19 protein-coding genes are annotated in these 21,513 nt (G+C 63.9%); 3 read left to right on the plus strand and 16 right to left on the minus strand.

The features are described 5' to 3' along the window. Positions 1-36: 36 nt before the first annotated feature. The 16 genes from AAFP32_RS15555 to dcd form a co-directional block, all read right to left on the minus strand. Positions 37-666, minus strand: a complete 630-nt coding sequence (locus AAFP32_RS15555; protein ID WP_350269898.1) for a copper chaperone PCu(A)C — start codon at positions 664-666, stop codon at positions 37-39. Positions 667-912: 246 nt separating this feature from the next. Next, positions 913-1,548: a hypothetical protein gene (locus AAFP32_RS15560; RefSeq protein WP_350269899.1), complete on the minus strand. Its 636-nt coding sequence runs from the start codon at positions 1,546-1,548 to the stop codon at positions 913-915. A 152-nt stretch (positions 1,549-1,700) separates the two neighbouring features. After that, complete coding sequence (locus tag AAFP32_RS15565) at positions 1,701-2,336, minus strand: hypothetical protein (RefSeq protein WP_350269900.1); 636 nt, start codon at positions 2,334-2,336, stop codon at positions 1,701-1,703. A 5-nt stretch (positions 2,337-2,341) separates the two neighbouring features. Next, positions 2,342-3,553 (minus strand): N-acetylglucosamine-6-phosphate deacetylase, encoded by a 1,212-nt coding sequence (locus AAFP32_RS15570; RefSeq protein ID WP_350269901.1) that lies wholly within the window; start codon positions 3,551-3,553, stop codon positions 2,342-2,344. A 17-nt stretch (positions 3,554-3,570) separates the two neighbouring features. Further along, positions 3,571-5,673 (minus strand): S9 family peptidase, encoded by a 2,103-nt coding sequence (locus AAFP32_RS15575; protein ID WP_350269902.1) that lies wholly within the window; start codon positions 5,671-5,673, stop codon positions 3,571-3,573. Positions 5,674-5,717: 44 nt separating this feature from the next. Further along, positions 5,718-6,413, minus strand: a complete 696-nt coding sequence (locus AAFP32_RS15580; protein WP_350269903.1) for a hypothetical protein — start codon at positions 6,411-6,413, stop codon at positions 5,718-5,720. Next, positions 6,410-7,774: a HAMP domain-containing sensor histidine kinase gene (locus tag AAFP32_RS15585; RefSeq protein ID WP_350269904.1), complete on the minus strand. Its 1,365-nt coding sequence runs from the start codon at positions 7,772-7,774 to the stop codon at positions 6,410-6,412. Before AAFP32_RS15585 ends, AAFP32_RS15580 begins: the two co-directional genes overlap by 4 nt. Continuing rightward, positions 7,771-8,523 carry a response regulator transcription factor gene (locus AAFP32_RS15590; protein WP_350269905.1) on the minus strand — a complete coding sequence of 251 codons (753 nt, stop codon included), beginning with the start codon at positions 8,521-8,523 and terminating at the stop codon, positions 7,771-7,773. Before AAFP32_RS15590 ends, AAFP32_RS15585 begins: the two co-directional genes overlap by 4 nt. Then, positions 8,513-8,908 (minus strand): monovalent cation/H(+) antiporter subunit G, encoded by a 396-nt coding sequence (gene mnhG / locus AAFP32_RS15595; RefSeq protein ID WP_101620544.1) that lies wholly within the window; start codon positions 8,906-8,908, stop codon positions 8,513-8,515. Before mnhG ends, AAFP32_RS15590 begins: the two co-directional genes overlap by 11 nt. Continuing rightward, positions 8,905-9,531, minus strand: a complete 627-nt coding sequence (locus tag AAFP32_RS15600; protein ID WP_350269906.1) for a monovalent cation/H+ antiporter complex subunit F — start codon at positions 9,529-9,531, stop codon at positions 8,905-8,907. Before AAFP32_RS15600 ends, mnhG begins: the two co-directional genes overlap by 4 nt. After that, the gene (locus tag AAFP32_RS15605; RefSeq protein WP_350269907.1) at positions 9,528-10,121 is read right to left on the minus strand and encodes a Na+/H+ antiporter subunit E; all 594 of its coding nucleotides are present in this window, start codon (positions 10,119-10,121) and stop codon (positions 9,528-9,530) included. Before AAFP32_RS15605 ends, AAFP32_RS15600 begins: the two co-directional genes overlap by 4 nt. After that, positions 10,118-11,701, minus strand: coding sequence for a Na+/H+ antiporter subunit D (locus AAFP32_RS15610; RefSeq protein WP_350269908.1), 1,584 nt, complete (start codon positions 11,699-11,701; stop codon positions 10,118-10,120). The genes AAFP32_RS15605 and AAFP32_RS15610 overlap by 4 nt, the downstream gene beginning before the upstream one ends. After that, positions 11,698-12,297 (minus strand): Na(+)/H(+) antiporter subunit C, encoded by a 600-nt coding sequence (locus tag AAFP32_RS15615; RefSeq protein WP_350269909.1) that lies wholly within the window; start codon positions 12,295-12,297, stop codon positions 11,698-11,700. The genes AAFP32_RS15610 and AAFP32_RS15615 overlap by 4 nt, the downstream gene beginning before the upstream one ends. Continuing rightward, positions 12,294-15,338 carry a Na+/H+ antiporter subunit A gene (locus tag AAFP32_RS15620; protein ID WP_350269910.1) on the minus strand — a complete coding sequence of 1,015 codons (3,045 nt, stop codon included), beginning with the start codon at positions 15,336-15,338 and terminating at the stop codon, positions 12,294-12,296. The genes AAFP32_RS15615 and AAFP32_RS15620 overlap by 4 nt, the downstream gene beginning before the upstream one ends. Before the next feature lie 256 nt (positions 15,339-15,594). Next, positions 15,595-16,596 (minus strand): hypothetical protein, encoded by a 1,002-nt coding sequence (locus AAFP32_RS15625; RefSeq protein ID WP_350269911.1) that lies wholly within the window; start codon positions 16,594-16,596, stop codon positions 15,595-15,597. After that, on the minus strand, positions 16,593-17,171 hold the full coding sequence (gene dcd, locus AAFP32_RS15630) for a dCTP deaminase (protein WP_101643958.1): 579 nt from the start codon (positions 17,169-17,171) through the stop codon (positions 16,593-16,595). Before dcd ends, AAFP32_RS15625 begins: the two co-directional genes overlap by 4 nt. 383 nt (positions 17,172-17,554) lie before the next feature. On the opposite strand from dcd, the gene AAFP32_RS15635 reads away from it, so the two are divergent. The 3 genes from AAFP32_RS15635 (at position 17,555) to AAFP32_RS15645 (ending at position 21,392) form a co-directional block, all read left to right on the plus strand. After that, positions 17,555-19,255, plus strand: coding sequence for an LPXTG cell wall anchor domain-containing protein (locus tag AAFP32_RS15635; protein WP_350269912.1), 1,701 nt, complete (start codon positions 17,555-17,557; stop codon positions 19,253-19,255). A gap of 96 nt (positions 19,256-19,351) precedes the next feature. Beyond that, positions 19,352-20,314: an ABC transporter gene (locus AAFP32_RS15640; protein ID WP_350269913.1), complete on the plus strand. Its 963-nt coding sequence runs from the start codon at positions 19,352-19,354 to the stop codon at positions 20,312-20,314. A gap of 118 nt (positions 20,315-20,432) precedes the next feature. Further along, on the plus strand, positions 20,433-21,392 hold the full coding sequence (locus tag AAFP32_RS15645; RefSeq protein WP_350269914.1) for a hypothetical protein: 960 nt from the start codon (positions 20,433-20,435) through the stop codon (positions 21,390-21,392). The last annotated feature ends 121 nt before the right edge of the window (positions 21,393-21,513 follow it).

Below are 21,513 nucleotides of genomic sequence, written 5' to 3' on the forward strand. Positions count from 1 at the left end.
GTGTGATCACTGTGACCAGAGTGCTCAGGTTGGGGCTCAGTGGTCACCGTGATCCCCATGGTCCATCTCGCCGTGATCCTTCTGGCCGTGGCCCATAACCCCGTGTTCCATATCCGTGTGGTCGGCGCCAGCTCCGTCGCCCTCGTCGTCGGCTTCGCCCGGTGCGTAGTTCTCCTGCGCTCCCGAGTAGTCCTTGGCGACGGCGGTCACCGGGATGGTCTGCTGATCGGCGGTGACGAGGTCGAGAGAGATCTCTTCTCCTGGTTTGATCGGCTTCGCCAAGCCCATGACCATGATGTGGTCGCCACCGGGTTTGAGACTCAGGGATCTGCCCGCAGGGATCGTGAAGCCGTCCTTCTTCTCCTGCATCGACATGCCTCCCGAGCTGTTCTCGAGAGTTTCGTGGAGTTGGACCTCATCGGCGTCATCGTATTTGGCCGAGACGAGGTTGATGTCCTCATCACTGGTGTTCTGCAGTTCGCCGAATACAGCGGTCATGCCGTCGTCGGCTGCCTTGACCCAGGAGTTGTCGAGGCTGAGTGAATGGGCGCCGACCTGGGTTTCGCTCTTGGTTTCGGGTTCGTTCGCCTGGCTCTGGCCGCAGGCGCTGAGCCCGATCATGGCGGCAATGGACAGGGTGGCCATCAAGGTGGGGTTCTTTCGCATTTCGTCTGCACTTTCGGTGTCTCGGTGCAGCCGGGCACGAGTCGTGACGTGTATTGCGGCAAGAGTCCCGGGCGTATTCGGGTGCTCGAGCACACGAACCCTTCAGGCACTCGGGCCCCCAGGACGTTTCGGGCAGTTGGGCACTTGGGTACCCGGTCGCACGGTACAGTTCGTCGACGACGATGTTCGGCTGTCACCAATGATGTGTGGGGCGGCGGTGTATCCGTCGCTGGTGAAGTTCTGAACTCAGACGAGAGCGGGCGGTCCGCGTCGGTAGTTGGGGCCGACGACGGCGGAGGTGATGGCCTGCGGCAGATGGAACTCGCCCTGGCCGGGTCGGGCATGGAAGTCGGCCAGGATGCCGACCGCCTCGGCGAGTGCCCGGAGTGCGGTGGCCACCGGCCCGAGTGCCAGCTGCAGGATGGTGAGGATGATGTCTTCGCCGCGCTTGAGGGCCACTGCGGTGGCGATGACTGCGGCGGCGTGAGCGAGCACCATGGCCAGACTCGCGCTCGACCCGTCCCCCGCCAAGTGCGCCATCGGCGCGCCCTGGCCCAGGTCGAGGGCGCCGGTTCCATGGTTCAGGTGCTGGTGGCCCATGGCTGTTCCGGTCATCGCAGCACCAGTGGAGGTGGGTGCGGCAGTGAACCAGCCCATCGACAGGTGCATGAGGATCTGACCGAGACCGAGCAGTGACCCCAGTGCCAGATATCCGAGGCGACGGCCAGCGAGGATCATTGCGGCCCACAGGGCGAAGACGAAGACGATCACGATGCCGAGGGGAGAGGCCGTGCCGCCGGCGCCGACGTGCATGAGCACAGCCAGCAGGGTCGTCATGAGGGCGGCGAAGAGAGCACGAATCGACTTGTTCGACCCGGTCATGCCTCTCCTCTCCTTGGGCTGCTCACGCGAACGACTTCGCGACTGAGTCTCAGGAGACTCAACACTTCTACTCAGTGTAGAACTAAGATGGCCGACAACGCCAGAGTGGAACCGGTCATCACCCGAGCTGAGCCGGTCAGTGCCCTCAGAGGTTACATCCTCAGCCAGGTGTCAGCGGTCTTCTTGATCATGGCTCCGGCTTCTTCGGCCTCGTCCAGCCAGGTCACCGGCCGGCCGTCGGGGTCGATCACTGCGTCGGAGAGGACGATGACGTCGAAGTTGCAGACGAGTGCGGCCATCGCCGAGGCGCGCACAGATCCCGGCAGCTCGCCGGCGCCAGTGACGTCAGACGTGCCAGCGCCGTCAGAGGCCTCTGTTGTGTCCACGTCGTCCGCAGTGTCCGGACCGTCTGTGGCGTCTGCCGTGTCCGGGCCGTCAGAGGAGTCCACGTCTTCCGGGCCATCCGCGTCGCCGGACGTTCCGACTGTGCTCACGTCCCCACCGGCGATGACGATGCGGTCAACGCCCATGTCGTGGAGGCCCGGGGCCAGGTCGCGGATGCCGTCGAAGACGTCGGGCTTCTCCGAGCGCAGTACGAGGTCTTCCTCGTCGGGTACGAAGATGGACAGTTCCTCATCGTCGACGTCGACGAGTTCGTCCTTCGTCGAGGCGAATATGAGAACACCGCCGACTGTGCGAGTGCGGCCGACGATGTCGACTAAGATCTCGGCGTGATCGTCGGAGGTGTAACTGGCGTCGTCAGTGTCGATGAGGAGCAGGGCATCCATGTCTCCTATCGTGCCATGTTCTCAGCCTGGATGCTCATGTCCGCGTTCAGCAGCAGGTAGTCAGCGGGCGTTCCGACTCGCAGCAGACTGTGCTCGTCTTCGGCGATGAGCCCCAGTGCCCGCAGCGGCACCAGGCTCGCGGCCCGGACCGCTTCAAGCGGGCTCATGCCCACCTCGGTGACTGCCCTCATCACCGCTTCATCCATGGTCAGGGTGGAGCCGGCAATCGATCCGGTCGAACCGTTCTCGCCCAGCAGGCGTGCCACGGAATCGTCGACCTGCACCGGCAGCGATCCGAGCATGTATCGCCCGTCGGCCATCCCCGTCGCGGCCATGGCATCGGTGATCAGTGCGATCCGCCCGGGCACCAGCCTCGTCAGCATTCGCGCAGGTGGCGCCGCCACATGCACTCCGTCGTTGATGAGTTCGAGCGTGACGTGTCCTGCGTCGACGGCGGCGAGGATCGGACCAGGTGCGCGGTGGTGAATGCCGGGCATCGCGTTGAACGTGTGGGTGAGGATGCTCGCGCCCGCGTCGAAGGCCCGTGCCGCTTCCTCATAGCCGGCCGCGGTGTGCCCGATGGCCACGCTCACCCCCGCCGAGGCGAACCGTGAGATCGCGTCGAGTGCACCGGGCAGTTCAGGAGCGATCGTGATCTGGGCCAGCGTTCCGTCAGCAGCCGTGAGTATCGATTCGACCGCCTCCGGGGTGGGCGACGTCAGCACTTCGGGTGCGTGTGCACCCTTGAAGTCCGGGGACAGGAACGGCCCTTCGGCGTGCAGGCCGAGCACGCCAGGCCTCTGCCTCACCAGCCTGGCTCCAGTGGTCAGGGATTCACAGAGGCCGGCGATCGTGTCCGAGACGAAGGAGAGTGCGAGCGCCCGGGTTCCGTGTCGACGGTGGACTGCGAGCACCTCATCGAGTCCGGCTTCCCCGTCTTCGGCACTCGACCCTCCGGCCCCGTGGCAGTGGATGTCGACATAGGCGGGGGCCAGGTATGCTCCTCCTGCGTCGATGGTCCTCACCCTCGGCGAGGTGCTCAGCTCCTGCCAGCCCGAACCGCGGCCGCGGGCGATGACGGTACCGCCGGCCTCGGCGAGCCAGTCATCGGCCGATTCCAGGGCGAAACCGGCCGGATCGCCGTCGAGGATGATGGCGTTGTGGATGATCGTGTCCGCGGGCGTCCTGGTGTTCACCTGGGCGTTGTCAATCGTCATCGGTCCGACTTCCGCCTTCACCCCAGAGTGCGGGCGCGTTGGGCGTCGATGTCGAGGACGTGCCTGTCGAGGAACGCCAGGACCGTGCGGTACCAGACCTCGGCGTTGCCGCGACCGGCCACCCAGTGGCCCTCATCGGGGAAGTACAGGAAGCGGTGCTGTGTGAGCCCCTCTGCGTCCAGGGGTGTCTTCGAGACGGTCAGCAGGTCGTACCAGAGTTCCTGTCCCTGCCCGATCGGCACCCGGTAGTCCTTGTCGCCATGGATGACGAGCATCGGCACCTCGATCCTGTCGGCGAACAGGTGCGGCGAATACGTCCCCGACTGCTTCCGCATGGCCACATCCCAGGAGGCGTTGTCCGTGGTCCGGCCCATCGACGTCGTGTTCCACAGGGAGGCGTGCGTGATGATGCAGGTGAACCGGTCACCGGTGTGCCCGGCCACCCAGTTCGCCATATATCCGCCATAGGATCCGCCAGCCAGCGCGGTGCGCTCTGCGTCGATGTCGGGCCTCTCGATTGCTGCATCGGTGAGTGCGAGGATGTCCGTGAACGGTGCCCCGCCCAGCTCCTGCTGACCGCGGTCGATCATCGACTGACCGTAGCCGGTGGAGATCGCCGGATCCGGCAGCAGCACCGCGTATCCGGCTGCGGTGAACGGTCCCGGGTTCCACCGATACGTCCAGGAGTTCCAGGAACCCCAAGGCCCGCCGTGGGCGAACACGACGAGTGGGAACGGTCCTTCCCCGTCGGGCAGAGCCAGCCAGGCTCGCACCTCTGTGCCGTCGTCACCAACGGCGGCCACCTCGGTGAGGGTGCCCGACGCGTCGATGACGCTGCCCGGGTTGGCGAGCTCGCTGATCTGGCCCGAGACCAGGTCGATGGTGATGGGCAGAGGTGCGACGTCGATCGCCGAGGCAATTGCCACGACCGTGAGTCCCTGCACCTGCAGTCCGGCAAAGGCATATTTCTGGCCCGGACCGCCCACCAGCCGCCGAGGCTGTTCATCGTTGACATCACCGATGAAGACGCTGCCTCGCCCGTGATCGTCGGCGGTCGCCACGATCGTCGAATCATCGGCCCAGACGGGATCGAACCAGTGGTCGGCCTCGGGCCACACCGTCTTCAATGACCCTGTGTCGAGGTTGAGGAGCGTGAGTGTGGCACGAAGATTGGTCGTCGACGTCCAGAACTGCTCCCGTGTGAGCAGCGCACGGGTTCCGTCGGGGCTGATGGCATCGATGCTGTATGCGTGATCGGCGGCAGCCTCGACCAGCAGCCGAGGTGCGCCATGCTTGTGTAAGTCGATCTGCCAGATCTCACTGGCCTCGAGCTGACCGGGGATCGGCTTCTCGACCTGGATGAGGACGAATTGCGCTTCCTCGTCGACGGCCCAGTCGACGAGGCGACCGGGTGGCAGCTCAAGATAGCGAAAGGTGAGTCCGGTGGACGCTGCGGTCCTCGATGCTTCACTGGAACTGATGGTGTCGGGAGTGGTCGCATCTGAAGTGGTCGTGTCGAAACTGGCAGTGTCTGCCGTGACGTTCGCAGCGAGGTCCTCGTCGAACTCGTCGGTGACTGTGTTCAGGTCTGCGATTGCGAGTCTCTCTCGCCTTGGTCCCAGGTCGTGGTCCCAACGGCGGATGGGGAAGCCGGAGTGCAGGATGCCGCTGACCTTTGAATCACTGCGTTCCTGGCTGAACTCCCGGTGTTCGTCTTCGTTCGCGGCCCAGGTGTGGACGGGGAACTGCACGAGCATGGACTGACCTTTGACGTCGATCCGGGTGAACCCACCGTCGTGGTCGGCCAGCTTGCGCGACTCCCCGGTCTCCGGCAGGGCCCAGAGGCTCGGGCTCGCGGCGTCCTTGCCGTCTTCACCGGTGCGTTTGGCCGCGAAGTAGATCGTTCCGGTCTCACCGATCGCGGCCGCGCCGATGGACTGATCACCACGGGTGATTCGGCGCGGACTCGCCCCGCCGATGTCAGCCAGGTGGGAGAGGTAGGTGCTGCCCTCGGCGTTGAGGAAGGAATACTGGGCGATGACACGGCCGTTCCGGTTCGTCAGGAGGCCTTGTAGTCGGCGGGCATCGAGGAGAGCAGTCACAGCGTCGTTGATCGTCATGATCCCATCCTAGGATCATCGGCGATGTTCGGGCCGGCAAACGTCTATTTGAATCTCGGCGCGGGAACCAACTCATCGTCGATGGTGACCGTGGGCAGCATCTTCTTGAACTCTTCTGCGGCTTCCGTGTCCGATTCGAGAGCGCGCATCTCGACACCGATGTCGACGAGGCGCCCATTGGTCTTGTACCCGATCCGGGCCCCGTACATGACGGTCGGCTCCTGGTTGATCGCGAAGATCTCCGTCGGGCCGAGCACACCTTGGAAGGACCAGTAGGATCCGGCCGCAAGGCTGCCTGTGCGTTGAGAGATCACCGAGGAGTCCGGCTCCGAGAACGTGTATTTCTTCTTCGCATCGACAATCGACTGCGGAGACTCGTCGTAGCCCTTGGTGCAGGTGATGAGGATCGTGTCGTTGTCGGCGATGGAGGTGCCGCGGGAGAACGAGTGGAACTCCTCGCTGGCCGATGCCTCCGACCAGTCATCTGTCATCGCAACGCTGACGTCGACCGGGCATTCGGCGCCGAGGTTGACCGAGACTTCCTTCATCCCGTCGGGAATTCCGTCATCAGGGGGTGGGGTGGTGGGGTTCTCGCCGGCCTTTTCGTGCACAGCCACGCTCACGGGGCCAGAATCCCGTTCCGCAGTGCGGATCTGCAGAGCAGAGCAGCCACTGAGGGCGAGGCTGAGCAGTGCCGCTCCTGTCACGACCGTTCGCGCCTTCGCAGCATGTCTCTTCACCGTTCATTCCTCGACCGCAGCTCACGGCGGCTCTGTGGCTGCTGTGCCGCATCGAGCTCTTGCATCTGCGGTGGGTGCTCCGGGGGGTGCTGCGGTCCCGGCTGCGGACCACCGAAACCCTGCACAGGCCCCGACTGGGGTCCGGGGTGGGGGCCTGGCTGCGGCGTCGACGGTGGACTCACCGGTCCGCGAGCTACACCTGGCCCCGGCTTGAACTGGGAGTGCTGACCGGAGTCCGGTGGGAACCCGCCGCTCAGCGATTCTCCGGTCGAACGGTGGACGAGGTTGCCGTCGACGCGTTCGAGGCGCCGTTTCGAGGTTCTTCGCGGAGAGCCCAGGATCCGTCCCTGAAGCTCGGCCTCGTTGGGTTGCCTGGGGGGTAGGAATCCGGGGGTCTGCCCCGAAGCGGGGAGCTGCACTGGCTGGACCGGAAGAGATCCGGCCGCGGCATGCCCGACATGATCGGCCATCGGCGGCACGGTCACCTGCGCGGCGTCGTCGAGCACCGGCAGCACCATGCGCACCGAGGTGCCCACACCCTCCTGGCTGAACAGCTGCACCGAACCGCCGTGGCGGGTCACGATCGCCCTGACCAGTGACAGTCCCATGCCGGAGCCGGCAACCGCACGGACACGTGAACCGCGCGAGAGCTCGTCCCAGACCTGCTCCTGCTCGGTCAGAGGTATGCCGCTGCCTGTGTCGGCCACCTCGACGACGACCCACCGGTGGCTGTCGATGACCTGCTCATTGGCACGCAGTTCGACGACTTCGGCCTGAGAGGAGTACTTGAGCGCATTGCCCAACAGATTGAGGATCGCTGTGAGCAGCAGATCTTCCTCACCGGCGACGTCGGGCAGACGCCAGGGAGCACGGGCGACCGTGGCCACGATCATGCGATCTTCGGCGCCTGGTGCTGTGGAGGCATCGTCGACGGCCTGATGGATGAGCCGATCGAGATCGACTCGGGAGTATTCGATGATGCGGGTCTCGACGTCGGCGAGTTTGCGCAGGTCGGCCAGAAGACGCGCGACTCGCCGCGAGGAGACGTCGACCTGTTTGGCTGATGCTTCGACCTCGGTGATGGAGCCACCCTCGCGGACGACGTCGCGGATGCTCGCGGCGGAGGTGCGCAGCGCGGTGAGCGGGTTCTTCAGCTCGTGGTCCAGACGAATGAGCATCCGATTGCGTTTGGCCAGGGAGTCCTCGCTCGCAGCTGTCTCGATTGATTCCCGCAGCGCGGCCTCACGTGTGCGCAGATGCCTCCAGCCGAAGTACGCACCGACGGCCACGCCTGCCAACACGAGGACCAGCAGAAGCAGGAACAGCCAGATCTGGATCTCGAAGACCAGAAAGTTCGTCATATGGTCCTCTGACCCTCTTCGCCTCGGACCTCACCGACGAATCGATAACCCCGACCCTGCACGGTGGCGATCCACCGAGGTTCGGCGGCGTCCTCTCCGAGGACACGGCGCAGTTCGGCGACACGGGAATCCACAGCACGGGTGCCCACAGCCTCTTCGAAGCCCCACAGGATCTCGAGCAGACGGGAACGTTCGATGAGTTCGTCCTTGTGGACCATAAGGTATTCCAACAGGGTGAAGCCCTTAGGGGTGATGACCAGTTCGCGAGTGCCCATCCAAGCGCGTCTGCCCACACGATCGACGCGCAGACCGAAGCTCGAGACCAGCACGGGAGCAGTGGCCAGGGGTGGTCCGTCTGTGCGAGTCCGACGCAGCACTGCGCGGATGCGTGCCACGAGCTCGTGCGGGTCGAAGGGTTTGTTGAGGTAGTCGTCGGCACCCTCTTCGAGCGCCATTGCCCGCTCGACGGCCTCTCCAACCTGGGTCAGCAGCAGAACCGGGACCCAGTTCTCCTCCTGGCGCAGCCGTCGCAGAACCTGTCTGCCATCGGCACCGGGCATGAGCACGTCGAGGACACAGACGTCGGGATTGTGCCGGTGGATCTCGTCGAGGGCCAGCAGACCATCACTGGCGGCGAGCACCCGGAACCCGGAACGTTCGAGGAAGGGGACAACGGCGCCGAGCACATCGGGTTCGTCATCGGCAACCAGCACCAAGGGCTGGGGTTCTTGCTGATCATCAGCCGTCATTGTGGTCCGTTCCGATTCCTTTTCTGCGTTCCCATGCGAGTTCTCGGGCCTCTGCCCGATCGACCGCCTCGGCGAGTTCATCTCGGTACAGCATAGAACGACGCAGGTGTTTGGTGCGATAACCGGCGCGCCCCACCATGTGCGTGGCCACGGGGATCGTGACGAGCTGGAAGGAGATGATGATCGCCAGCGTCGTCACCGTCGCCCATGTCGGGTATTGGATCGCGATCGCAACAGCCACCACAATCAGCCCCAGGACCTGGGGCTTTGCACTGGCGTGCATGCGTGAGAGGAGATCGCCGAAGCGCAGCAGACCCAACGCTGCGGCCAGGGACAGCACCCCGCCGAGGAGGATGAGCACCGCAGAGATGATGTCGAGGATCATCGGCGTCCCCCTTCGTTCTCATCGGGCTCGGGTCCGGTGCGTTCACCGTCGTCGGAGTCCTCCGACCCCGAGTCGGGCCCCGTCCCCAGGCCTTCGGCGTCGGGATCGGTTCCCTGGTCAAGGCCCACTGTCACGGGCTCTTCGCCTTCTTGCACGGTGATGGCGTCGGGGCCGTCGGCGACATCGGAGATTCCGCGGGCCACGTCATCGGGCCACTCCTCACCGTCCTCGGACTCTTCCTGCCGGCGGGTCCCGGCCTCGCTCTGGCCATCATCGGCTGATTCCTTGGGCATGTGCCAATCGGAGCTGGAGAAGTCACTGAGCGAGCCGACCTCGGCGCCGGGGGTCATGGAATCGGACTTCGACACGTACCGGGAGACGCTGACGGATCCGACGAAACCGAGCATCGCCAGCACGACGAGCACGGGCAGGAGATCCGTACGGCCGGACAACGCCATGAACCCGCCCAGACCGCACATAATCGAGGCCAGAACGACGTCGGTGGCGATCATGCGGTCGAGAATCGAGGGCCCCCGGACAATGCGGTAGAGGGCCATGATCGCCGAGGCGGCCAGCAGCACCGAGGCCACGACGACGAGGGCATCGAGCACGATCTGACTCATCGAGCACCTCCGTCGTCGTCGGCCATCGGGTTGGGGTACGCCTTCAGCGCGGCGAGGTCCCGGTGCGATCCGAGCGCCCGGATGAGCAGCTCTTCGATGTGATAGACCTGCTCCTTGGCAGAGATGATCTTCTCCTCGGAATCGCAGTCGAGGACGTGCAGGTACAGGATGCCCAGCGCCCGATCGCTGTCGATGATGATCGACCCCGGGATGAGGCTGGCGGTGTCGGCCACGAGCGTCATCAGCAGATCCGAGCTCGTGCGCAGGTCACAGGCGATGACCGATCCGGAGCCCACCGCGCGAGAACGGAAAGCGAACCAGGCGACCTCGACAGAGGCCTGAAAGAGTGAGTACAGGAACCACAGCCCGTAGTTGAGGGCGTGGATGATGTTGAAGCGGCCTGACAGCACCACCGGCGGCAGGTAGAACACTCGGGTCACGACAAGGGCGAGGACGACGCCGGTGAGGATGTGCATGATCGACACGGAGTCCCAGAGCATCACCCACAGCACCACGAGGAAGAACACCAGCACGAGCTGCTGGACGAAGCTTCGCCCCTTCGCCATCCGGCGCGGTCTGCCCTTGCTCACGAATCATCACCTCCGAGCACATTCGTCACATAGCTCACCGGTGATTGCAGATTCTCCGCGGCACGGTCCGACAGGTCCCACAGTGGGGCGGCGAAGACCGTGAGAACGATCGAAGCAACTACGACCATCGTGGTGGCCGCGAACATCGATCCCGGCACGCCGATCTGCGACTTCCAGGGCTTGCCCGCGAGCTTGGCCTTCCTGCGTTCGGCGAACTCTGCGACGAGTTCCTCGTTCGGCTCCTCTGCATCCGCGGGGTCGCGCCAGAAGGCCAGGTTGAAGGTACGTCCGATGACGTAGAGGGTGAGCAGGCTGGTCACCGTACCGGCGGCGATGAGGGAGACAGCGAGCCAGTCATGGTCGGAGAAACCGGCGGCGAAGAGCGCGACCTTGCCGATGAACCCGGAGAACGGCGGGATGCCTGAGAGGTTGAGGGCAGGGATGAAGAAGATGATCGACAGTGCCGGTGAGAGCACCATGAGCCCACCCAAAGACCGTGTCGAGGTTGACCCACCTCGCATTTCCACCATTCCTATGGCCAGGAACAGCGCGGTTTGGACGATGATGTGGTGGACCGTGTAGTAGATCGCGGCAGAGAGCCCGACAGTCGTCCCCAGAGCCACGCCGAAGAGCATGTAGCCGATGTGGGAGACGAGGGTGAAGGACACAATCCTCTTGATCTCCGACTGGGCGATCGCGCCTAAGATTCCGACCACCATCGTCAATGCTGCCGCTATCAGGAGCGGCACTCGCAGGGAGGACTCGGCGAACAGAAGCGTCTCGGTGCGGATGATCGCATAGATGCCGACCTTCGTCAGCAGGCCCGCGAAGACCGCGGTCACCGGCGCCGGAGCGGTCGGATAGGAGTCGGGCAACCAGAAGGACAGCGGGAAGATCGCGGCCTTGATGCCGAAGCCGATGAGCAAGAGGACATGCAGGATCATCTGCACATCCAACGGCAGTTCGCTGAGCCGCTCGGACAGCTGCGCGATGTTCACTGTTCCGGTCGCAGAGTAGATGACGCCGATCGCTGCCAGGAAGATGACCGAGGACACGAGGGAGATGACGACGTAGGTCACGCCCGCCCTGATGCGCTCGGCAGTGGCGCCCAGTGTCAGCAGCACGTAGGAGGCGACGAGGAACATTTCGAAGCCGACGTAGAGGTTGAACAGGTCACCGGCGAGAAAGGCGTTGGCGACACCCGCGCACAGCACCAGATAGCTGGGGTTGAACACGGAGATCGGGGTCTCGTTCGAGTCGTCGTTGGCGTCCTGGCTCAGTGCGTAGACGAGCACGCACAGGGTGACCAGGGAGGACACGACGAGCATGAGCGAGGAGAGCCTGTCGGCGACGAGCACGATTCCAGCCGGCGGCTGCCACCCGCCGATGGCCACGACCTGCGGACCGTGGGCGTCGATGCCGAAGAGCATGATGAGCGAGATGATCATGACCGCACTGAGGATCAGGATCGACACGATGTTCTGCGCCCGCGAGTACTTCGACAGCACCAGCGCCAGCCCGGCACCGATGAGGGGCAGGAGGACAGGCAGCGGCACAAGCACGGGAAGGAGATCGATCATATATTCTCCTCTGTCTCGGTTCCATCGGAGCCTTTGCCGCTCTTGTTCGCCGAGGTGGTCCCGGTCCTGCCGATGCGCGCGCTGTTTGCGCCCTTGCTCGCGATGTCCTCGGCGGCCTCACGCTCATGAGGCGTGCCGTCGTCGTCGAGATCGACGGCGCCGGTGATGGGACTCTCGGCCTCATCACCGAACTCGGTGTCGTCGTAGTCCGTGCTCGCCTCCGCCTCGGAGTCGATCATCTTCGTGATCGCCACCTGCAGGTCGGCGGTGTCGTCCTCCAGCGAATCAGCTCGAACCAATCGCCAGGAGCGATAGATCATGGCGAGCAGGAACGCTGTGACGGCGAATGTGATGACGATGGCCGTGAGGATGAGCGCCTGTGGCAGCGGATCGGACATGCCCAATGTGGACAGGTTCTGCCCGTCGGTCAGCGGTGGGGCTCCCCTGCCTGCGGTGAGGATGATGAGGAGGTTGACGCCGTTGCCCAGGAGGATGAAGCCCAGCAGCACACGGGTCAGTGAGCGTTCGAGCATCAGGTAGATGCCGCAGGCGAAGAGGAACCCCATCGCCAGCACCATGATGAAGGGCAGAGTCATAGCCGTCCCCCTTCGGCGCCGTTGTCCACATCGAGGTGGTTGACACGGTCGAGGATCGAGGAGACGGCGTTTTGTTCCGCCTCGGCACTGAAGGTCTCCGACAGGTTATAAGACTGGTTGAGCCGTTTGGTCAGCACCATTTCGTCACGCTCCTGGTGCAGGTCCACCTCTGCGCCCAACGACCTCAGAATGTCGAGCATGAGCCCGACGACGATGAGGTAGACGCCGATGTCGAATAGTGTCGAGGTTCCGAACGACAGATGCCCGAGCACCGGAACGTCGCCTTCGAGGTAGACGGACTTGAACACGGTGTCGCCCCAGATCCAACCGCCGACACCCGTGAGCACGGCCATGATCATTCCGGTTCCCAGCATGCCCGACGGGGTGAAGCGGGCGGCCTCGGCAAGTTCGAACTTGCCACCGGCGAGGTAGCGCACGACCAGCGCCAGACCGGCAACGAGCCCACCGGCGAAACCGCCGCCGGGCTCGTTGTGGCCGGCGAACAGGAGGTAGAGGGAGAAGATGAGGACCGCGTGGAAGATCAGCCGGGCGGTGACCTCGAGGATGATGGATCGGTTGCGTGGGGCCAGTGTGCGTCCGGCGATGAGCCAGGAGATCCGGCGCTGCGTCACATCCTCGCGCCCGGGGTCGTGGAAGTTGCCGACCTCCTCGGGGACCGGTTGGAATCGCACGCGCCCCTGCAGTTCGGTACCGTCGCGGCGGGAGACGAAGCGATGGAGATGTCCTTCGCGTCCGCGGACGAAGATCAGTCCTGCGATTCCGGTGCCGGCTGCGACGAGGACCGAGATCTCTCCGAGGGTGTCCCAGACGCGGATGTCGACGAGGGTCACATTGACGATGTTCTTGCCGTGGCCGACTTCATAGGCGAGCTGGCCGAAGTCCACGGACACCGGGTCGCTGACACGGACGCCGGCGGCGATGAGCACGACGAACATCATGGTCACTCCGACGGCGGCACCGATGATGGCGCGCCAGGCCGGGGTGAAGCGTCCGGTGCTCTGACCGATCCGGGCCGGAAGCCGGCGCAGGACGAGAACGAAGACGACGATCGTGATGGTCTCTACGAGAACCTGGGTCAGAGCCAGGTCCGGTGCGCCGACGAAGGCGAAGTAGGCGACCATGGCATAGCCCGAGATTCCGGTGACGACCACGGCTGTGAAACGCTTCTTGGCCCGGGTCGCTGCGACCGCGACGATGATGAGGACCGCGGCGACAATGAAGTCGAGTGGGGTGTCGACGAGTTTGAATTCGATGTTCCAGGTGTCGTTTGAGATCACGGCGAGGCCGATGCCTGCGACCAGGACGAGGTAGATCACGCTCTGGTAGAACGGCAGCGAGCCCCGCTGGGTGCGGGAGGTGACCCACAGTGCCAGCTTCTCCATCCAGCTGATCAGCTTGCTGTAGAGGTCGTGGAAGTCCAGACCGGAGGGCAGTGTCGATTGGACCTTGGCGAAGGAGTCGCGGACGAAGAAGAGAAGGAGGCCGACGGCGATCGTGACCGCAGACAGTGCCAGCGCCGGTTCGAGTCCGTGCCACAGTGCCAGATGGTAGTCGCCGTCGCGTGAGTCGATGACTGGCAACGTCGAGGTCCAGGCTGCGAAGCAGCCGTCGATGAAGCCGGCTGCGGGGCCCAGCCCCACGGTGAGGACGGTGAGCACGATCGGGGAGATGATCAGTGTGATCTTCTCGTCGCGGCGGGCGATGTCGTCGACGCCGTCTTTGCTCGAGAACGCGCCCCAGACGAACCGAGCCGAGTAGGCCACGGTGAGCATCGAGCCGATCATGATGCCGATCAGCGCGATGATCGAGGCCTTGTCTGGTGAGGACAGCAGAGTCGAATAGACGGCTTCCTTGGCGACGAAGCCGAACAGCGGCGGCAGGCCCGCCATCGACGCGGCGGCGATGGTGGCGCAGACTGCCACGATGGGGAATGCCTTCCAGCCTCCGGAGAGCTTCGTCAGGTCACGCGTGCCCGCACGATGGTCGATGATGCCCACGCAGAGGAACAGGCAGGCCTTGAACAGCGCGTGCGCGATGAGCATCGCCAACGCGGCTTTTGTGATGTCGGGCGTGCCGAAGGAGGCCATCGTCGTGAGGAACCCGAGTTGGGACACCGTGCCGAAGGCGAGCAGAAGTTTGAGGTCGGTCTGCTTGAGGGCCTGCCAGCCGCCGATGAACATGGTGAGCAGACCCAGCGTGAGCAGGGTCTCCGACCATCCGGGCAGCGCGTGGTAGCCCGGCGCTAAGCGCAGGACGAGGTAGATTCCTGCTTTGACCATCGCTGCCGCATGCAGGTAGGCACTGACCGGGGTCGGTGCGGCCATGGCACCAGGGAGCCAGAAATGGAAGGGAATGAGTGCAGACTTCGAGACTGCGCCGACGAGAATGAGGATCACGGCCGTGACGATGATGGGCCCGGTGTCCAGGCCGAGGCTCGCGCGCTCCATGAGCGCAGAGATCTGGCCCGTTCCGGTCGCTGACATCAGCAGGATCATGCCCACGAGCATGGCGAGTCCGCCGGCTGTGGTGACGATGAGTGCCTGCAGTGCGGCCTGTCGGGAGCGGCGACGGGACTGGCTGTGGCCGATGAGGAGGTAGGAGAAGACCGTGGTGCCCTCCCAGAACAGGTAGAGCATGAGGAGCTCATCGGCGAGGACGAGCCCATACATCATTCCAGCGAAGGCCATGAAGACCCCGGCGAACCGGGCCAACCCCGGCTCATCGGGCGGGAAGTAGCGAGCACAGTAGACGAAGACGAGGGCCCCGACGCCGGTGACCAAGAGACTCATGATCCAGGAGAGTTCGTCGAGGCGGAAGATGCCGTCGAGACCGAGTGCCGGCAGCCAGCCCATGCTCTCGACCCACGGTGAGCCTGCAGACCCGACGATGGCGGGAGCCTTGGCCAGGCTGAGGATCAACCCGGCGAGCGGCACCAACGCAAGAAAGAAGAACCCGTTGCGACCGAGGCGTTTGACCAATGGGAACGCAATGACAGCAGCCCCGAAGAAGGCTCCTGTCATGACTATCACCGGCGGACACCTCCGTCATTTATACAATTTGCCAAAATGTAGCGGTCACCACTATTTTCTCATGACAGACTGCGTACCTCCCAATCACCGAGGCCGTTCACGGCAGTCATGATGAACACATTCCGCTCAGATTCCCCCCAGGTTCTGCTCGAATCGGGACACTCGCCAACCCTGGAACAAGGCCCTCAGTGGGGCTGGAATCGACTCTTCGGCGAGCCCAGCCCACAGGCCTGGGCAGGAGCCTGCCTCAGCTGCGGAGTTGGCTGCTCGTGACGAGGAACCCGGTTTCGTCCAAGCCGGTGCCGTCACAGCCGATGAGCAGTTCTGCTCCGATGCTGTCGACGAGGCCGGCGACCTCGTTGCGCATTCGCCGAAACCGTCGAGTCTGGATCGGCTGGTAGCGCTGGGACTTCGCATCCATCCAATGCACGTGGTACTCGATGAGCGGCGTCTGACGATGCTTGGCAATGATCGGCGGCACCCAGTCAGCCTCCGACACCCGCACCTCGATGATGCCGGCCGCCTCACTGATCTCCCCGAGGGGGACGAGGAGCGAATAGCCATCGAGGATGACCGGCGCCGAGGCGTCGAAGAGCGGATCGTCGATCGTGGCCTGGGCGAGGACCGCCTCGTCGGGCGTCGGCAGCGCCTGCTGGAAGGCATGCGGAGCGTGCTTGCGCACGAGGGACAGCGCAACGTCAGGCTCGAGCCAATAGGACGAATAGAGATAGAGGTCGATCTTCGCTTCCGGGTCAGGCACGATGACCCGAGTCGGCAGGTCCGCCTCGTCGGCGAGGCGAACGCCCGTGTGCAGGCGTGACGCGATGGCCAGGATGAGGCTGAGCATCCGCTCCTCCTCCCGGTCGGGCAGCCCTGCCGGAAACGCCTCATGAAGCCCGTCGGCATCGCTGAACCAGTCCGGCGGCGGGACCGGCTCACGGTCCCGGGGGCAGTCGATGACAACCGCGTGACGAGCCCAGTCGGGCAGCTCGAGCGCGGCGATCGTGGCTGCATCGAGGTCGACCCCCTCACTCAGACGCGAATGTCGGCTCAGCTTCAGCTGACGATTGTCGTCCAGACGGGGAGCGACATCGGGAAGCCTGTTGTGCACGAGTGCGAGCACATCGGAGACCTCGACCCCGTCGTCGAGGAGAAGCAGATGAAAACCGCGCAGGTCCGCCGAGGCGTCCGTGTCACTGACGCGCTCGGCAGCCTCACGCTGCATCCGCAGCTCTCGACGAGTGGTCACACGTCCCTCCGATAGAAATTGAGATGCGAACGGGAGGCGGTGGGGCCCTGTTGGCCCTGATAGCGATTGCCGGTGGCCTGCGAGCCGTAGGGGTTGAGGGCAGCCGAGCTGAGACGGAAGAAGCAGAGCTGGCCGATCTTCATTCCCGGCCACAGAGTGATGGGCAGAGTCGCGACGTTCGACAGTTCCAGTGTCACGTGACCGTTGAACCCGGGATCGATGAAACCGGCCGTGGAGTGGGTCAGCAGCCCGAGGCGTCCCAGTGATGACTTGCCTTCCAACCGCGCGGCCACATCATCGGGCAGGGTGACGAGTTCGTGCGTGGCGGCGAGCACGAATTCGCCCGGATGCAGCACGAACGGCTCTCCCGGAGCCGCCTCGACGAAGCGGGTGAGTTCGGGCTGATCGAGACTCGGGTCGATGACCGGGTATTTGTGGTTGTCGAACAGACGGAAATAGCGGTCCAGACACACATCGACACTGGCGGGCTGGATCAGAGAAGGGTCGTAGGGGTCGAGGGCGATGCGTCCGGAGTCGAGCTCGGCGCGAATGTCGCGATCGGAAAGGAGAGTCACGTATCCGATGGTAGTCGCCCAGGGCGCAGGAGTGCAGTGAGCTGCGCTTGTGAGGGAGCGAAAAGCCTCACAGTCACCGCAACACGCGGAATCAGGTAACAAATCGGTAACAATACATGCTGTTTTTGCTGGTTTTCTCCCGTGTGTCTCCCCATAGGCATCAGTGAATGCTTTAGAGTTGGGAGCTGTACGAACCCGAGCACGATGGTGCCTTCCTCTTCTTAAGCCAAGGAATGCCGGGAGTTCCATCGCTTTTCGTGGGTTGACAACAATCGAAAGGCATTACTGTGAAGACCTCGCGTCTTGTGCTTGCCCCCGCAGTAGCCGTTGCATTGACAGGTCTTGCTGGCGCTCCCGCGTTCGCAGCGACAGAGTCCGCTACGGTGCCGGCAGGCCCACTCTGTGCGTATGATGACGCGCAGCAATCACCCGACCCCGATTCCAAGGTTCCCGACAGCTCGGACCCGCAGGCGACACTGTCTGATGCACAGGTGACCCGGGCCGACATCGCGGATCGCAAGGAGGGCATCGGGTTCTCCGGCACCGGGTTCACCGCCGACAACAAGGCGACCGTCACGGTCGTCGGCACCGATGGGTCCAAGTACTCGCCGGAGACCAAGCTGACCGTCGACGATAAGGGCAAGGTGTCGGGCACCTACTTCTTCTCTGTCACGGACAACGCCAAGGTCCCTGCGGGCAACTACTCGCTCTACCTCACCGATGAGAAGACCGAGAAGGACTCCTCGAAGGTCTCCTTCGAGGTCGTGCCCACTGCCTCGGACATCGATGAAGACGCCAAGGGCCCCGATTGCACCCCTGCAACCGGACCGGCCCCAGCGCCATCCGAGACCAAGACCGAGGAGCCGTCTGAGACCGCCACCTCGACTCCGACCAAGACCAAGACGGAAGAGCCGAGCGGGGACCCCACAGATTCCAAGCAAGCTCGGAAGCCCGCTGCTCCGAAGCCGGACGACAACGACAAAAAGTCTGACGACAAAGCGGACACATCCGCAGACACTTCAGGCTCCAAAGACTCCAACAAAAAGTCTGACGACAAAGCAGACACATCCGCAGACACTTCAGGCTCCAAAGACTCCAACAAAAAGTCTGACGACAAAGCAGACACATCCGCAGACACTTCAGGCTCCAAAGACTCCAACAAAAAGTCTGACGACAAAGCAGACACATCCGCAGACACTTCAGGCTCCAAAGACTCCAACAAAAAGTCTGACGACAAAGCAGACACATCCGCAGACACTTCAGGCTCCAAAGACTCCAACAAAAAGTCTGACGACAAAGCAGACACATCCGCAGACACTTCAGGCTCCAAAGACTCCAACAAAAAGTCTGACGACAAAGCAGACACATCCGCAGACACTTCAGGCTCCAAAGACACCAACAAAAAGTCTGACGACAAAGCAGACACATCCGCAGACACTTCAGGCTCCAAAGACACCAACAAAAAGTCTGACGACAAAGCAGACACATCCGCAGACACTTCAGGCTCCAAAGACACCAGCGATTCCGCGGGCACGACCGACGAGACTCCCGAGTCGAACACCCCGGAGGCAACCGCTCCGACCAGCCCAGGCACCGATGAAGGTGAGAAGAAAGGCGCGACCACTGCGACCCAGGCACTCATCATCGATCCGACCGAGATCAGCTCCGAGGACTTCCTCAGCGAGGGTATCAAGCTCGGCATCACCGGCGCTCAGCCCGGTGAGAAGATCACGATCACGGTCGAACATGCTCAGGGCAAGGTCGATCGCTACACGATGACCAAGGAAGCCGACTCTGAGGGCAAGGCGACGTTCGGCGTGCAGGCGAAGGTCAAGGCTGTGCTGGGAACGTACAATGTGCGGGCCCAGGCCGAGAGCTTTGACAGGCCACAAGGCGGCAGCTTCACCGTCGTCACCAACGGCACCTCCGTCGATGAGGGCGGAGAGAGCGGCAGTGACCTGCCCCGCACCGGTACCGAAATGACCGGATTGGCGCTCGGCGTCGGACTCCTCGTTGTGGGTGCCGCAGCTGTCGTCATCACTCGTCGGCGGATGACCGCCTCCGACGATCCTGCGGAGTTCTAAGATCCGTTGAACGATGAATTGTCCCTAGCGGGGCTGCACCTCGGCAGACACCAGATCGATCTTGGTCGTCTCCGAGCAGGGACAATGCTCGGTCTCATGGGCAGCGCGGACAGCACCACTGAGGTGGTGCTGTCCGTTGCTGCGCGCTCCGACGTCGCACCTCCACCGCAGTTCCCGACCGGACTCCGTGCGGGCCTCACGCGTGTGCGCAGGTGGGTCAGAGCATATCTTCGCAAGGCCAATGCCGGATCTGGGGAGGCGGCATTGGCTCTGGCGTGCACGGAGTTCGGGATCAAACCCGAACTGCTGGGGCGCCGGCTCGGCGAACTCGATGCCAGTGAGCGTGCGAAACTCGGCCTGGCCGTGGCATGGGCGAGCGGCTCAACGTGGCTGACCTTCATCGACCCCTTCGCATCCGTTCCCGGCCATGCGCGGGCAGGCCTGCGCGGTCGTCTGGCCGACCTGGCCGCCGCACACGGCCGTGGAATCGTCTTCACCTCGAATACGCTGACCGATTTCACCGTCGCCGAGGCGGGGGTGGCCGATATCGAAAAAGGCGAGCTCGTCGCTTTCGGCACACTGGAACAGGTCGTCACGGAGCCCAGGGGCTCGCTGCCTGCCGAGCTCAGCGGGGTCAACGTCTATTCCGGGCTGGCGCGCAAGGGCTGGTTGTCGATCGGCCACTCTGCGGTGAAGGCTCGGACCGAACTCGACGGGAAGGTCTTCGTCACCCTCGGGTGGCGCAGTGCGCTCCTGTCATTGGACGAACACGACGCGGCGTTCACCTCGGCGACGGTGTTCGAAGCCATCGTCATCGGACTGCGCGATCGTGGTTCCTGCCTGCAGGCGAAGCTATCACCGGTGGACACGGAGATGGGTCTCGCCCTCGACGTGGACCTGGCCGACTTGGCCGGGGTTTGCGGGGGTGAGAGCGGATTCGGCGTGCTCCATCCCAGCCTCGGCGAGTCGATCGCCGCCCTGCGTGCCGCCGTCAAGGTCGGCACCCATGTGTTCGTCGAGGTCGATACCTCGGCACTGCACGCCTACCCGGTGGAATGATCCCCACCTGCACGCTTCCGACTCCCCTGATCCGTGTGCCGGCAGTTCATGAAGTCGGATGGCGGGCAATTGGCATTACACTGAAATTCCTTCATCCCCCACCGATTCAGGAGAAGCAATGCGAACTTCGCGCAGGCTTCTGATTTCGGCGCTCCTGGTCATCGTCCTCACCGCGGCTGCAGTTCCCCTCCTCAACCTCACCGTCTACACTCCTGCCCGCGCCGCTGAAGCCTATATTTCGGCGATCGAGGACGCCAACGCCGAGCGTGCGTTCTCCTACCTCGCCTCCCCCACCCCGTCGTCGACCCTGGCGCTCAATCATGATGTGCTCGCCGCCGCCCCTGACCTGCCACGGGATGCTGAGGCGACGACGGTCTCGATGGACGGCGACCATGCGAAGGTCTCGCTGAGCTATGTTCTGTCGTCGCAGACGCGGACGGTGGATCTGTCGATGGTGAAGCTGACGGCGACTGCCGGACTGTTCGACCGGTGGGCGATCGAGCAGGAGAAGTGGCCGAGCCTCGACCTGCAGGTCGAAGGGTCATCAACGGCCACGGTCAACGGCTACGGAGTCGCCGCGGGAACGGTTCCCGTACTGTTCCCGGCCACCTATCTCGTCGGCTTCGATGCGACCTACCTCAAGTCGAAGCCAGAACGCGCCGAGGTCACCGCACCGACCGATACCGCCCAGATCGCACTGTCGCCCGAACCCACGGCGAAGCTGGAGCAGGCTGTCACCGAGCAGGTCACCGAGCATCTGCAGAAGTGTGTGAAGTCGAAGACCCTATTCCCCTCAGACTGCGTGTTCGGCTACGAGACTGACAACGAGATCCTCGGCGATGTGAAGTGGTCGCTGACACGCGAACCACAGGTCAGCCTGTCGGCCTCGGGCAATGACCTCGAACTCACACCGTCCACGGTCGAGGTGCGCATCCAGGGACGCTATCGCGACATCGTCACGGCGGCCGAGCATGACTTCGACGAGACGCTCTCCTTCGTCATGGGAGGCTCCGTCGTCGTCAAGTCCTCGCAGGTCCGCTTCGATCCGCGCCGCCTCGGCGACGTGACCGTGAAATAGCAGATCAGCCGCGAGCAGGCTGCGGAGGGCACGGCGCCGGGACCTCAGCGCCGGGACGTGCTGACCGCGACCACCGGGCGGGACGAAGCCCCTCGTCAGTGTGGACTTGCGTGCGAGAAGT

Source organism: Brevibacterium sp. CBA3109 (assembly GCF_040256645.1).
In the GTDB taxonomy this organism is placed as follows: Bacteria; Actinomycetota; Actinomycetes; order Actinomycetales; family Brevibacteriaceae; genus Brevibacterium; species Brevibacterium koreense.

Bases quoted from the DNA above. Each gene is read 5' to 3' on its own strand.
- AAFP32_RS15555 (WP_350269898.1), bottom strand. From the start codon at position 666: ATGCGAAAGAACCCCACCTTGATGGCCACCCTGTCCATTGCCGCCATG.
- AAFP32_RS15560 (WP_350269899.1), bottom strand. From the start codon at position 1,548: ATGACCGGGTCGAACAAGTCGATTCGTGCTCTCTTCGCCGCCCTCATG.
- AAFP32_RS15565 (WP_350269900.1), bottom strand. From the start codon at position 2,336: ATGGATGCCCTGCTCCTCATCGACACTGACGACGCCAGTTACACCTCC.
- AAFP32_RS15570 (WP_350269901.1), bottom strand. From the start codon at position 3,553: ATGACGATTGACAACGCCCAGGTGAACACCAGGACGCCCGCGGACACG.
- AAFP32_RS15575 (WP_350269902.1), bottom strand. From the start codon at position 5,673: ATGACGATCAACGACGCTGTGACTGCTCTCCTCGATGCCCGCCGACTA.
- AAFP32_RS15585 (WP_350269904.1), bottom strand. From the start codon at position 7,774: ATGACGAACTTTCTGGTCTTCGAGATCCAGATCTGGCTGTTCCTGCTT.
- AAFP32_RS15590 (WP_350269905.1), bottom strand. From the start codon at position 8,523: ATGACGGCTGATGATCAGCAAGAACCCCAGCCCTTGGTGCTGGTTGCC.
- mnhG (WP_101620544.1), bottom strand. From the start codon at position 8,908: ATGATCCTCGACATCATCTCTGCGGTGCTCATCCTCCTCGGCGGGGTG.
- AAFP32_RS15600 (WP_350269906.1), bottom strand. From the start codon at position 9,531: ATGAGTCAGATCGTGCTCGATGCCCTCGTCGTCGTGGCCTCGGTGCTG.
- AAFP32_RS15610 (WP_350269908.1), bottom strand. From the start codon at position 11,701: ATGATCGATCTCCTTCCCGTGCTTGTGCCGCTGCCTGTCCTCCTGCCC.
- AAFP32_RS15615 (WP_350269909.1), bottom strand. From the start codon at position 12,297: ATGACTCTGCCCTTCATCATGGTGCTGGCGATGGGGTTCCTCTTCGCC.
- AAFP32_RS15620 (WP_350269910.1), bottom strand. From the start codon at position 15,338: ATGACAGGAGCCTTCTTCGGGGCTGCTGTCATTGCGTTCCCATTGGTC.
- AAFP32_RS15640 (WP_350269913.1), top strand. From the start codon at position 19,352: ATGGGCAGCGCGGACAGCACCACTGAGGTGGTGCTGTCCGTTGCTGCG.
- AAFP32_RS15645 (WP_350269914.1), top strand. From the start codon at position 20,433: ATGCGAACTTCGCGCAGGCTTCTGATTTCGGCGCTCCTGGTCATCGTC.